The organism is Bifidobacterium sp. LH_743 (assembly GCF_056355775.1).
Genome location: NZ_JBKESZ010000010.1, coordinates 66,910 through 80,719, shown reverse-complemented (window position 1 = coordinate 80,719; position 13,810 = coordinate 66,910). Strand labels below are relative to the sequence as shown.

Genomic DNA, 13,810 nt, shown 5'->3' with positions numbered 1-13,810 from the left:
CAGTGCCTCGCGCCGGAACCCGTCGTCGTAGTGTTTCCTTCGATCCTCGCGCATACGAAAGAACCGCACCTCCGATCATTGAATCTGAATTTCTTCAGTCCAACAATCGGGGTGCGGTTCAAAGCTCCTAGTAAAACCTCTCGTATTCCTCAACGAAGCCTGAGCTGAGAAGCTCAGGAAACTTCGAATAACGTTGAAGTCGCATCAGTTTCAAATGTCCTCAACGAAGCCTGAGCTGAGAAGCTCAGGAAACGGTCTTAGTTTAAATCCTTGCAATGACACGCATTCCAAGAACTTTTGCGAGCGCTCATCACAAGGATCATTCTACAGGGACCAATTCAGTCACATATAAATGACACATCGCAATGATTTTGCATTGCGAGCGCTCATCGCGTGTCGGCACGATGATTCACCTCTCGCAAATATGGCAAACAGATAGAACACTATTCAATTGTCAAACAGCTTGGCCATATTTAAAAGCCCAAAATTAGATAACCGACGGAATTTCCAGATCCGTATAGCCGCGTCGGCCTAGAAAATCCAGCCCTTCTTCCGTCTGCGCAAGCGTACCCAATGCACAAAACACCACAGAATCGGATTCAGAGTCAATCTCTCCTTCAATCTGCATGCGAACATCAAGTAATTTCGACGGGCGAATTCGCAATAGGAAAACGCTGTATTGAAGCCGTTCCCCATAGTGCTGAAGTATTTTTGACACGTGGTTCCGCCGGCAATCATCGTTGATGTCATATGCAACCAAATACCCACGTCTCTGATCACTCATGCTCATTCTCCTAACGAATTCTGATGCCTCGATATTCTTTCTGGCTTCCGTCAAGATATCCCAAAATCATTCGAGCCTGAATCTCAACAGTCCGACGCCAAGATGCCTTGTATTTGAATATCGGATGGATGATTTCAGTGGCCATTCTTCGCTCATATGCTTTTATGACTGCTTTGCGCGTATCATCTGTCATACGTACAGAACCAAGCACATCAGTAAAACCTCGTGCATTGATCTCGCCGTTATTAATCACTGTCTGCACTACAGAGTCCGCAACAGGAGCTCTGAATTCCTCCATAAGATCCAATGCCAGTGCAGGCTTGTTACGTTTACCGCTATGCAGAAAACCGGCATGCGGATCAAGACCGCAGGAGATAAGCCCTCTGACGCAATCCGCCAGCAATAACGTATAGGTGAAATCCAACAATGCATTAAGAGCATCCGGCGCCGGCCTTCTCATACGCGCAATCCAAGGCCATTCCATTTGTCTGTCCGGCTTAATCAAATGTTCGAATTGCGAAAAGTACAGTGCCGCCGATTCCCCTTCCAACCCAAGGACATCCTGCCACCTATTGGCATTGGCCACCTGCTTTTCGATTTTTCTCAACTGCGGCAATACAGGATTATCCGATTCGGAACGACGCAGCAAAACCATCTGATTGTGAATTTTGGCTGTAATGAACTCACGGGCAAGGCCGAGCCTTCCCTCATGCGAAGCTACATGCTGATCAATACGTTGCTCACCATTCGGTCCATATGATGGCACAGACCATCCATACATGCGTCCCGCTCCGCTGCACCAGACAATAGGGATGTCACGCCACATCAATTCGCGAATCAGACCACTTGACAGATCTGTATTGCCGTAGACTTGCAATCCTTGCATGGTATCTATCGGGATGGAAGCTAGTTCCTCACCATTTTTCTGAACAATCATTCTGCCGGCTCTGGTAAACGCCTTCGCTCCAGGAGTCGCGATATGAGTCACCTGATTATCTGGTGATGAAACCATCACACGGTGCGTCACTGCACATAACTTTCGCTCTTCAGGTAGGCAAATTCCCACATGCGAGCAACGCATGCATCTGGCGCTATCCTCCAATGGATCTGGCGCATGATCCGCATTGATCAGCGCACGTGTTTCCTCCACGGCTTTGTGGGCATTCTCAAAATCCTCTTCGTCCAGTTCGACATCAACTCGTCTATGATGCGTTGTGAAGAAAATCTCCGTTCCCGCCACACGAAAACCCATATCTTCCAGACAAGCGGCCTGCAAGGCGAGTTGTGTCCGCATCGCTTCGGTGACAATCATCGCCCGCTTTATCGGTGTCGCTTTATATTCACGGATGACAATGCCCTCATCCGTCATTTTCGCTGCATCGAGTTTGCCGATAACACCCCATTCCTCATGCCTGATATTTACGGCCTGATACGAATCAGCATCAGAAGCCCCACCGGTGCGATCAACTTTGCGATGATCGTATGTTCCCCTCATAATCTGATCCGAATCAACTTTTTCACCAGCTGCTTCAAGCCATGCTCTACGTGGACAGAACATGTAATTGGCAACCAGACTAATCGGAATGGGGTCATCGTCCATGATTTCCTCCGTGCCTAATCTTCTGCCTCTTTTATCGGAATGATTGCGCCAGGTTCTAACCATCGTTCCGGAGCACTTGCGTTATCTGACATGAACTGGTTGAAAAGACAACATGCCAAAACGCCCTTTTCTTCAAGCCAGTCAGTTGATGCACTTGCCAATCGTGATTGTGCATCAACAAGTCGAACGTGCTGGATGCCAAATTCCGCAAGCGCACCGCTACGAACAACGGAACGATATTTCGCAGTTGTCCAGTATTGATCAAACAAAGGTAGAATTGCAAAGCGGATCGGCCCTTTAAGTTGGAATAAGGCCGCGCTGCTGTCTCGGAAAAAATTAGCTCCAGTTGAAGAGCTGGATCCTGCAGTTGAAACACGAGTCGGGAAAACCGAAACACCAATCAGAGCGCACCACGCGCATGCATTATCAGTTTTCGACGGAGCATGCAAGCCTGTTGCTGTACGACTTGTCGGCTTATTCTTACCCGCTTCATCTTCAACTTTTGCGCCGAGTAATCCGTCACAAACCTCATCAACGGATCTCGCCGCAACTATCCGCGACAACGGAAGCAAGCGATCTCGGACAAACTCCTTTCCCTGATTACGTGTCACCATTTCCCAACGAGAGGCGCCATAATCAGATTGCAGTTCGTCTTTATTCTTTTTCCCCGACCAGTACGAGGGCTGCCCAAGAGCACCGAAATAACGGTAATCACCTGCAGTTTGCATGGCATCAACTGCAGCTTCCCTGTCTTTCTGCAGTTTTTCCCATCCAAGGGGAATACCCAGATTGCTCAGTCTTGGGGACATGGTTGCATGAAGTGTCTTACTCGGCTTAGCGTTTTCATCATCAACCGTATAATCGTTCTCAGAAGTTAACGGCAACGACTGCGACCACCGCTTCGCGTGGGCGTGAACGACTTCAGCTATCTGACCGATATCCAGATCATCATTGGTCTTCAGCTCAAACGCCTGCAACGTGTCCTTCCAACGGAAAGCGCATACCCTTTCAGCATCGGCATCCTCAAGAATCGAAGCAAGACCTACCATGAACAGGTGAGAAAACGCATCGGTTGCATCTGCGGGAATAATGACACTCATCACAATCCCTCCTTTGAACATGTAATATCAGCCGCACGCAATAGCGCTTCCAGATAGGAAATACCCCAAAAACCATACCGCTGATTGGTTTGATCAATAAGGGTCTCCCACTCTCCAGAATCGAATAGACGTTTCGAGATTTCTTCCAATTCCGGGCTTACATTGAGAAAGTCAAACTTCTCCTGGGGAAGCAAATACGCCGTTTCATGTCTGAATGCCGCACGGCCATGACCATGTGACGTACCGATAAGACGTTTAATAAACTGTTTGTCAGTCTCATTCATGTTTTTCAACTGATTGCAGCTCTCACAGGCATATTGGAATTCCGCAACAGAGCGTTGTTCGTGACGCCAATCATGAAGCTCATATGTATTGCGGAGCTCGCGTTCCCGAGAACGAGACATCCGGAATCGGCTTTTGGCTCGAAGCTCCTTGTCCTTTGTCTCCCGACCGTTACGAAGCAGCTTCTGGAAACGCTCATCTTTCTTGCCTTCATCATGGTATTCGCCGGCAATGCGCAGGTCTTCTGCCATCGTGGAATCCAGCCCGACAAGAGCGCCAAGTGCTTGGGCACGGCAGGCGACATGATCCTGATGTCCTTCCTTACGACGAGACCCGTCAGAACTATTCAGTCCTCCCAAGAACAGAGTTTTCTTCTTTCCTGACGTCAAGATTTCCTGATCGGATTCGGAGTCCTGCGTATTTTCGGAAGCACTGCTCACAATCCATTGGACATTGCGATGAATCACATTGCCCTTGACATCGACGTAATTGATTTTGGAATCTTCGTAAATCGGTAAAATCAACGAATATTCCTCATCTCTCCCGCATTCAGGGGAATTACCAGTCGTTGCCGTACGAAGCAGACAAAGCGCTTTTTGCATATCCTCTTCAGCAGACGCGGAAAGCTCCTCTCCTTTTTCACGCAGATTTTCTTCTTCGCCTTCCCGAATACACTGGAACGCTTCGTCAATCTCTGTTCCATTGCGCTTACGCGAAACACTGGAATCCGTAATCAAGGTGGAAGAGCCACACCGATTGAATACATCGACTGCCGTTTCAGATCCCTTTACATCGAATATGGCAGCTTCCCCGGCGAATCTGGAGAAGACCTTCTCATAGTCGTCAAAGATAAGCACATCACCCGACTGCACGATTCCCTGATTGGCATTATGCAAACAAACAACACGATGCCCTTCGGGATCCGAAGCGCGGTATCGGAACACCCTATGGTCGAATTCGACGGTATGGGCAATACTCTTGCCAGAATCCGTTTCTTCATCAAAAACGACTTCAGCCTTAACGCTTTTATCAGTTAGCTCTTTAAAGAGTCTCTCAATTCCATGCCATCTTCTGACGGGGAACAACTCATCATTTTCCGGTTGCGTCACTTCCAACAATTTACAAGCCAGAGCTTCATCCCAAGGCAGATGACGAACCGCAACGTTAATTTCGTGATTTTCAGAGCCAAGATTATCACGCAACCAGAGATTCAAATCCGAATGCCCCTGCTGCAGACCATTCACAGTAATATCAGCACACAAATCTTCATCAGTGACCGACAAATTTTCAACATCCCATGGTTCCAGACGTTGGAACAACAGTCTGCCCGACTGCTCTCCTGGAATCGGAGAATGGCTCATATTCAAGGACCAGGCGCTGATATCAGCACTATCAGCTTCTTCCCTGTTCAGAGAATTCAACCACTTCTGCGCCGCATCTATATCCTCCGGCATGTATGGAGCGACCTCTTGCGCCTGTTTTTTCTCACTGAACTGTTGCAGGTCAAGGCCGAATACATATACAGACCCTTCGGCCCTTATGCCACGACGGTTTACGCGTCCCGCACGCTGGACTAATGCAGAGCCTGGAGCGATTTCAGTCACCATATTTGCAAAATCGACATCGATGCCGACTTCCAAAGTCTGCGTGCCAATAATGCAGCAAGGTGCATCCTGCGGATTCATCGAGGGCAGATTCCGAAGCTTTTCGGCTACCTTGCCCTTATCGTAGGCACGCATCGGACCAACATATACATCAATAGGACGCTGGATTCCCTCTTTCTTACACTGCTTGGCAAGTGCTTTAGCGACCGCCTTGCCCTTGTCAAGGGTATTGATAACACATCCAAGAACATGCGGGTCAGAATCGCTTAGCTGATCAGCCTGCTCATTGTCATGAATCAGTTCAACGCATTTCGATACAATCGCGTCTATTTCGTCCTTGGATTTCTCGAAATCGAGGCGGGCAAATACGAATTTGGGAGTGCACAGACGCTGCTTTAATGCAGAATCGATGTCAAAATCCGATTCTTCAACGGAAACCATGTTATGTGCATCATCAGATGCAGGAGTTGCGGTAGTCTCAACAACCTGCAGAGAAGCAATGCGTTTGGCGAGAGGATTCTCAGCCATGTTTTCAATACGAGCTACTTGACGAGCCGTCTTCAGCAATTGTCTGCTTAAATGAGCCTCATCGACAATCAATACCGTGTCATAGGCAAGCAATCCCGCTTCCATGGAACGCATGGTACGGCTAGTGCCATAGCCACGGAACAACAGACGACTACCAAACATGTCCGGCGTCGCGCAGATTATCGCACAAGTTTGCGGATAATAACGCCATTCACGATCAGGACTAATACCGCCACGAAGTTCAACCGCAATCATTCGTGGACTTGGAGACTCTTGCTCAATCCCATCGTTGATAGCAGAACGCAGATCCAGACCTTTACGATATATGGCAAGCTCATCATCCTCGCTGGCTTCGGCCTGCATTCGCTTCTGCAATTCGTTTGCTTCATCGAACTGATCATCGACCAACGAACGACGATTCACAGTCAACACCAAACGACGCGGAACACGCTGTAAAGGCAAACCAGCAAGCACTCGGGAACCAGACTCGTTCTCGGTAGCGGCAAGCCCTGCCATAGCGTTAAGAAAAACATGGATGTCGATCACGCAAGTCTTGCCTGATGCGGTTGGAGCTCCAATACCTTGCGGCCAAAACCCATGTCCAGCGACATATAGCATCAACCTAATCTGCCATTGGTAAGGCTTACGTACCGGTTGACCGTCTCCGGTTGGATGAACAGCAGCAACAAATTCTTCGAATCTTGCAACAAGATATTGCTGCTGTTCCAAACTCATTTCAGCCATGTCGGAACCCCTTTTCCAAAATTCTCATCCGGCCGAAGCGCGCTCAAGCAAAAATCCACCGGCACCAGGAATCCACCACCCAGATGACGGCTTTGCCCAATCGCCATTGCTGCGCAATCCAGCGAATCCGCACCATCTGAAATCGCAATCAATGCTTGCATACCATGCAAAACATTGGAGGAATCCGCATGATGCGCATAGTCGGTCATATTGACACGATGCACAGCGCGACTGCTGAAAATACGGAAATTGGATGTTTCTGTCCTTACAGCATCTACAAGATTCCAATAGCGCTCTTCTCGACTCATCTTAGGCCGCTGTCCGCTACAGGTTTTAGACGCATAGTCATCGCGCCACACATGTCCCAAAGCCAAGCAGAGGGCTTCATAAACACCCCACTTACGTTTCCGTTTCGGATCAGGGATAGGACGCGTCTCAGCAATGGCCATAGGTCGAATTGTCCAATATCGGCACATTCCCTCAGGTGCAGGCTTCCATAGTCGTTCAGCATCAACTACCGTAGTATCTCCGAACCGCAAAGCTGGCTTGTCCGGTGAATAGTACAAAGTCTTGCCTTTAACACACGCGCAGACATCACGCAATTTCTGAATATCGGCTTTCGGCATATCGCATGGCAAAAAAACAATAAATATAATATAGCTTTTATAATAAAACCGGTCCTGAAAAGCTGATCCACCATCGATGAATTTATACGAAGAATAATAGGAGCCGTTTGGCTCTTATCACCCTCTCCTTAGCCCGGCCGCATAATCGTCAAGCACGTCGAGAATGCCGCGATGCTCATACACGACGCTGCGCTGCCTTCCCGTGCGCGCTACCACAACACCACGTTCGCTCAAGGTCTTAATCGCACGCTCCGCTTGTGGTTTCGACAATCCCACTGCTTTCTGCAGATATTTCGTGTTGATGATCGGCTGCGCAATCAGATTCGGCAACACCCGCCACACGGCGGCATCGGAACGTACACCTTGCAAAAGCGAACGAGCTTCGTCCAACTGTTCGCACAAATCGTCGATAAGCTTCCTGCCGCTTGTCGCAGCGAATCGGCATGCCTGTGCGAATTGTCCGATAATCGGTGCGGCATCGCCTTCCCGGAAGAGTGTCAACGCCTCGAAATAGCTCTCCGTATCATGCAACAAACCAGCGGAAACAGGAGGCGTGGTATTGCAGGACAACCCTTTATTACGGAGAATCGCATGCACCAACGCGCGCCCACAACGCCCATTGCCATCCACGAACGGATGAATGGTTTCGAACTGCGCGTGCGCAATCGCACATTGCGCCACCACCGGCAGATCGTCACGCTTGATGAATTCAATCAAATCTTTCATCGCACCGGCAATCAGCTCGGGCTGCGGGCCAACATGCGCGGCCCCACGCGGCGAATAGCTGTCGGTTCCGACCCACACCAGGTTCGTACGATAGGCACCCGCGTATTCCTCCCAACCACGCTGTGAGGAAAGCAAAGCCTCATGCATGGCGAGAATGTTGCTTTCCGTCATATTATTGCCAAGCCTCAACGCAGCCTCCATGGCACGCACATTGCCAACCACGACCGCGGCGTTGTCACTCGTTCCCTCATCAATCGTTTCTAAAGCAAGATTTTTCGCCCCAACCGTCAGATTCTCTATCTGCGAGGACGATGACGCTTCCGTACGCAGCAACACCGCACTCATCGGGCCGAGCACATGATTGCCCTCACCAAGTTTCGCAGCAGCATAGGAATCAAAGGACGCCAACGCGCATGACGCCTCTTCACAATCCGCAAGCAACTCGGAGGGAAAAACAAGATTCAGTCCCGCAAGTTCGATTGGTACGGTCGACTCATATTCGCCATTGCCACGCGAACGACGCGACCGCGAAACGGGAGCATCCTCCGGAATATGCCAGATATGCCGTTCTTTTCCAAGCGAGGGAATGACAAGAGACTCGTTGTTATCCATGGTTCCCGTTCCTACTTAGCTACACTTATCCGTTTAAATGTAGCTTACATTATTTTTAGCTACACTTATCTGATTAAGTGTAGCTAAGCGATGATGTCGGTCACGGATAAGGTCCAATAAGTTCGAAAGTCCCACTTGCTTTTATGAGCATTGCCGAATCCCACCCGCAAACGATAATGGCATATACAAGAGCAACGGAAACAGGAACAAAGGAGAGCGCCATGCAGCTGGGCATTACGGGAAATATCGATTTTGACGAGAGTGCCGCACATTCCGACAACCTGCTGTTTCTTGGGTTTCATGGCTATGGCAACGACGAGTCCGAGATGGTTCGCATCATCAACGCGATTTGCAGCGCCGATCATCATAGCGGCGATTGCTACGATACCGGCGCTTCCGACGACAACAACACAGCCGCTTGCATCGCCGGTCACACCACAGCCGCCAGTATCACCAATCACACCATTGCCGGCATCACCCATTCCCCCACTACTCGCCGCCCCAACTATCTTTCGTTCCGCGCGCCACATGCACGCCCGTACATCGGCGGACATTACTGGTATCCGGACGGGTGCTCGTTCGGCGAGCGCCGCCGCGCGTGCACCGAGATCGGCAATAGCGTTGTACAACTGCTAGCTTCTCCGACTTTCAGGCAGTTTCGTAAGGTGTTGATTGGGTTTTCGCAGGGTGGCTATCTGTCGTATCGTATGGTTGCGGAGCATCCCGACGTGTTCGATGCCGCGATTTTATTAAGTCCGTCGTTTAAAGGCGAGACTGCCAGCATGCCGGTTGCGGGCCGTACTCGTTTCGCATTGTGCTACGGCACTGATGATCGTACGATTCCCGTCGCCGATCAGCAGTGTGCGCGGACGAAGCTTACGGCAACGGGCAACTGCACGGTTTTCGAATATCCCGGCATGGCTCACGCCGTATGCGACCAGGAAATCATCGATTTGCGGAATTGGCTTAAATACTAGATTTTGGCGTGCCTATTTGACATTTCTTACCATTTCTACTTTACATTTTCTACCTTGATGGCGATGGGATCCAGACGATGATTCATGGCGCGCACGGCCAGAAAAAAAAGGCAACGCACCCACGCATGGCCCGGCGCCGCTCGACGCATAGCCGCACCGGCTCGCCAACAAAAGAAAAAGCCGGACGGCGGATTCTCGGCGGCCTGCCCGCATTGGGGCATGCCCATCAAATCCAGCCGTCCGGCAACGCGACTGCTTCTCAAGAATGTGTGCTTGACTCACATGGATGGTACTGAGAACCATTCGCTTAACGATCTGCTTCCGCACGCTTCGGCCGCATTGAACAACGCGGTCACGCACGCGGACACAAATCAAGTCTTGCGCGGCTCGAGCCGCGATGGACGCTGCCGCGGCGACTCGAAAGCCAAAAGATTACTCTAGCCGCAGCTTGGAACAATCGCAAGCTGATTGGGTTCCGTGGAGTTTGCGAGCCTAACGGACTTCGCAAACTTCACAGAACACCGGTTCAAGCCTTGGCCCAGCTCAGGCCTTGACGACTTCCACGGCCAGCTCGGCACCTTCGGCACCGGTTTCCACGCTCACGCTGTCGGCGGAGGTGTCATGCGCCACCAGATCCTTGAACTGTTCGATCTTCGCCACGTCGCCGGCCGGAACGGTCAGCTTCAGCGTGATACGGTCGGAGATCTCCAGGCCGGCGGCCTTACGAGCTTCCTGCACGGCGCGAATCGCGTCGCGGGCGTAGCCTTCGGCCAGCAGATCGTCGTTCAGCTCGGTGTCGAGAATCACGAAACCACCGGTTGGCAGTGCGGCGGACACGGAGTTCGCGGCCTCCTGCGCGTCCTTCTCCTCCACACGGTTGATCAGCTCGTATTCGCCTTCCTCAAGCGCGATCTCGCCGTTCGGGGTCTCGCACACCGGCACACCGGCGGCATCCACATGCCAGGCACCGCTCTTGGAAGCCTTGATGGCGAACTGCACGTCCTTACGCAGACGCTTGCCGGCCACACGCGCGTTCACGCGCAGCTCGTTCACGATCTTCAGGCCCTGGGAGCCGGCGTCCTCCAGCGTGCAGAACTCGATGTCCTTCACGTTGAGCTCGCCCTTCAGCACGTCGCTGTATGCGGCGACCGCATCCGGATTCTCGACCACCACGGTCAGCTTGGCGAGCGGCTGGCGCACTCGAATCTGCTTGGCCTTACGCATCGACAGCGTGCCGGACACGACCTCGCGCACCTTCTCCATCGCGTCCACCAGCTTGGCGTCGTCCTGCAGCACGGCACCCAGTTCGGTGGTCTCGCCGGTCTTCTCATCGGCGAGGAACGGCCAATCGGCCAGATGCACGGATTCGCCGCCGGTCAGGCCGCGCCACACGGCTTCGGCTTCCATCGGGGCCAGCGGAGCCAGCACGCGCATGAAGGTTTCCAGCACGGTGTACAGCGTGTTGAACGCATTCTTGTCGCCAGCGCCGAAACGCTCGCGGTTGTTGCGGATATACCAGTTGGTCAGCACGTCGATGAAGTCGCTTGCCGCATCGCATGCGTCGGAGATGTAGAAGTTGTCCAGCGCATGCTGGGTCTTCTCCACCAGGCGGCGCAGACGGGCCAGCAGGTAGCGGTCCATTTCCGGCAGACCCGCCACTTCGTCAGCGTGAAGCTTGCGTGCGTCATACCCGGCCGCGTTCGCGTACAGGGTGAAGAAGTAGTAGGAGCTCCACACCGGCAGCATCACCTGGCGCACGGTGTCGCGGATGCCGTCGGCGGTCACGATCAGGTTGCCGCCGCGCAGGATCGGCGAGCTCATGAGGAACCAACGCATGGCGTCGGAACCGAAGTCGTTGAACACGCCGTTCACGTCCGGGTAGTTGCGCAGGTGCTTCGACATCTTCTGGCCGTCGGAGCCGAGCACGATGCCGTGGCAAATCACGTTCTTGAACGCCGGCCTGTCGAACAGGGCGGTGGCCATGATGTGCAGCACGTAGAACCAGCCACGGGTCTGGCCGATGTATTCCACGATGTAGTCGCACGGGAAGTGCTGTTCGAAGGTTTCCTTGTTCTCGAACGGGTAATGGTACTGGGCGAAGCTCATGGAGCCGGATTCGAACCAGCAGTCCATCACGTCGCTGATGCGGTGCATGTGGCTCTTGCCGGTCGGATCGTCCGGGTTGACGCGGGTCAGCTCGTCGATGTACGGACGGTGCATGTTGATGTTGCCGTCCTTGTCGCGCGGGTAGTCGCCGAAGTCGGCCTTGAGCTCGTCCAGCGAACCGTACACGTCCACGCGCGGGTACTTCGGATCGTCCGAAACCCACACCGGGATCGGGGAACCCCAGAAGCGGTTGCGGGAGATGGACCAGTCGCGTGCGTTCTCCAGCCACTTGCCGAACTGGCCGTTCTTCACGTTGCCCGGGATCCAGTTGATCTGCTGGTTGAGTTCGAGCAGGCGGTCCTTGATCTTGGTCACGGCCACGAACCAGGAGCTCACCGGCTTGTAGATCAGCGGGGTGGCGCAGCGCCAGCAGTGCGGGTAGGAGTGCACGTAGCTCTTCTCCTGGAAGAGGATGGCGCGCTGCTCTTCGGGGATGCGGGCCAGCGGACCGTCGCCTGCACGCAAGTTGCGCAGGATCGGCTTGTTCGCGTCGAACACGTACATGCCCTCGTAATCCGGGCACAGCGAAGTGAACTTGCAGCCCGCGTCGAGCACATCCACGCTCTTGATGCCCTTGGCATTGAGCGTGTTCATATCGTCCTCGCCGTAAGGAGCCTGATGGACCAGGCCGGTACCTTCGACGGTGTCGACATAGTCGGCGGTGAAGATCTGGTAGCCTTCCGGCCCCGGCACCTCACCCTCGGTGGCGTTCTTGTCGCCGGCGAAGTACGGGAAGACCGGATAGTAGCGCCAGCCTTCCATCTCGGAGCCCTTGAGCTCGCGCACGATCTCGTAGTTCTCGCCGAGTTCCTTCTCGTAGGAGCCGAGCAGCGGCTTGCCGAGGTAGAACTTCTTGCCGGCGAACTTGCCTTCGGTCGGGCGCACCTCAACGTAATCGATGTCGGCGCCGACCACGATGGCGAAGTTGGTCGGGACGGTCCACGGCGTGGTGGTCCAGAAGACGGCGTAGGCGTCCTCCTCGTCACGCAGTTTCACGGCCACGGATACGGTGGTGTCCTGACGATCCTGGTACACGTCCGCATCCATGCGCAGCTCGTGCGCGCTCAACGGGGTCTGGTCCTTCGGGCAGTACGGCAGCACGCGGTAGCCCTGGTATGCCAGGCCCTTGTCGTACAGCTGCTTGAACGCCCACATCACGGATTCCATGTATGGAATGTTCAGGGTCTTGTAGCCATGCTCGAAATCGACCCAACGGGCCTGACGGTGGACGTAATCCTTCCACTCGTTGGTGTACTTGAGCACGGAGGCACGGCAGGCGTCGTTGAACTTGTCGATGCCCATTTCCTTGACCTGATCGACGGAATCGATGCCCAGTTCCTTCTGCGCCTCAAGCTCCGCCGGCAGACCGTGGGTATCCCAGCCGAACACACGATTGACCTTGTGGCCTTTCATGGTCTGGTAGCGCGGGATGACGTCCTTGGCGTAGCCGGTCAGCAGGTGACCGTAGTGCGGCAGGCCGTTGGCGAACGGCGGACCGTCGAAGAACACGAATTCGTTCTGGCTGTGATCGCCGGACGGACGACGGTCGATGGACTTCCTGAAGGTGTCGTCCTTGTCCCAGTAGTCAAGCACGGACTCCTCCAGCTTGGGGAAGCTGGGGTTCGGCGCGACGTTGGCGCTCTGCTCGCCGGCAGCAGCCTTCGGATACACATGATTGGTGGATTCGCTCACCGTATGCTCCTCGTTTGGCGGTTTCATTACTTACCTTACGAGGACGATGACTTCCGTACGATCACGCACGTCCGGCACCGCGGTACCACCTCGCTTGCCGCACTCCCCTGTTGTTCTCACGCAGGTTGTCCTCCTGCGCAGGTTCCATACGACCGCTTGACGTTCGGCTGTTCGGGCCGACCCCGCCGGTTCTACTAAGCCGCGCCCAAAAGCGCCAGCCGTTCTTCCGGAAGCTCCCCGCTGATGACGGATCATCGCTTTTCGTTTCAAAATGTCAGCCTAGCACGCCGTACGAACGTAGAAACGCGAAAAGCCGCACGGCGTCCACCATGCGGCTTTCGTAATCGCAATACGATCGACAGGCCGACC

General features: G+C 53.4%; 8 protein-coding genes. 1 reads left to right on the top strand and 7 read right to left on the bottom strand.

All coding sequences use genetic code 11. The annotated features are described in order from the left end of the window. Positions 1–487: 487 nt before the first annotated feature. The 6 genes from cas2 to AC1ATL_RS09755 form a co-directional block, all read right to left on the bottom strand. The gene (gene cas2, locus AC1ATL_RS09780) at positions 488–784 is read right to left on the bottom strand and encodes a CRISPR-associated endonuclease Cas2 (RefSeq protein WP_476570069.1); all 297 of its coding nucleotides are present in this window, start codon (positions 782–784) and stop codon (positions 488–490) included. A gap of 10 nt (positions 785–794) precedes the next feature. Then, positions 795–2,384 carry a CRISPR-associated endonuclease Cas1 gene (gene cas1, locus AC1ATL_RS09775; RefSeq protein WP_476570068.1) on the bottom strand — a complete coding sequence of 530 codons (1,590 nt, stop codon included), beginning with the start codon at positions 2,382–2,384 and terminating at the stop codon, positions 795–797. A gap of 14 nt (positions 2,385–2,398) precedes the next feature. Continuing rightward, a complete protein-coding gene (locus tag AC1ATL_RS09770) occupies positions 2,399–3,484 on the bottom strand; it encodes a hypothetical protein (RefSeq protein ID WP_476570067.1) in 1,086 nt (361 codons plus the stop codon). Beyond that, positions 3,484–6,642, bottom strand: a complete 3,159-nt coding sequence (gene cas3g, locus AC1ATL_RS09765; RefSeq protein ID WP_476570066.1) for a type I-G CRISPR-associated helicase/endonuclease Cas3g — start codon at positions 6,640–6,642, stop codon at positions 3,484–3,486. The genes AC1ATL_RS09770 and cas3g overlap by 1 nt, the downstream gene beginning before the upstream one ends. Further along, positions 6,630–7,091 (bottom strand): hypothetical protein, encoded by a 462-nt coding sequence (locus tag AC1ATL_RS09760; protein WP_476570065.1) that lies wholly within the window; start codon positions 7,089–7,091, stop codon positions 6,630–6,632. The genes cas3g and AC1ATL_RS09760 overlap by 13 nt, the downstream gene beginning before the upstream one ends. A gap of 294 nt (positions 7,092–7,385) precedes the next feature. Then, positions 7,386–8,606, bottom strand: a complete 1,221-nt coding sequence (locus tag AC1ATL_RS09755; protein ID WP_476570064.1) for a Fic family protein — start codon at positions 8,604–8,606, stop codon at positions 7,386–7,388. Between the two features lie 227 nt (positions 8,607–8,833). On the opposite strand from AC1ATL_RS09755, the gene AC1ATL_RS09750 reads away from it, so the two are divergent. Next, a complete protein-coding gene (locus AC1ATL_RS09750) occupies positions 8,834–9,583 on the top strand; it encodes an alpha/beta hydrolase (RefSeq protein WP_476570072.1) in 750 nt (249 codons plus the stop codon). Positions 9,584–10,126: 543 nt separating this feature from the next. Here AC1ATL_RS09750 and ileS read toward each other — a convergent pair. Further along, positions 10,127–13,441 (bottom strand): mupirocin-resistant isoleucine--tRNA ligase, encoded by a 3,315-nt coding sequence (gene ileS, locus AC1ATL_RS09745; RefSeq protein ID WP_476570071.1) that lies wholly within the window; start codon positions 13,439–13,441, stop codon positions 10,127–10,129. Positions 13,442–13,810 lie beyond the last annotated feature (369 nt).

What these genes read in the sequence shown, in the direction of transcription:
- cas3g (WP_476570066.1), bottom strand. Translation starts at nt 6,642, where the DNA reads ATGGCTGAAATGAGTTTGGAACAGCAGCAATATCTTGTTGCAAGATTC.
- cas2 (WP_476570069.1), bottom strand. Translation starts at nt 784, where the DNA reads ATGAGTGATCAGAGACGTGGGTATTTGGTTGCATATGACATCAACGAT.
- AC1ATL_RS09760 (WP_476570065.1), bottom strand. Translation starts at nt 7,091, where the DNA reads ATGGCCATTGCTGAGACGCGTCCTATCCCTGATCCGAAACGGAAACGT.
- AC1ATL_RS09770 (WP_476570067.1), bottom strand. Translation starts at nt 3,484, where the DNA reads ATGAGTGTCATTATTCCCGCAGATGCAACCGATGCGTTTTCTCACCTG.
- AC1ATL_RS09755 (WP_476570064.1), bottom strand. Translation starts at nt 8,606, where the DNA reads ATGGATAACAACGAGTCTCTTGTCATTCCCTCGCTTGGAAAAGAACGG.
- cas1 (WP_476570068.1), bottom strand. Translation starts at nt 2,384, where the DNA reads ATGGACGATGACCCCATTCCGATTAGTCTGGTTGCCAATTACATGTTC.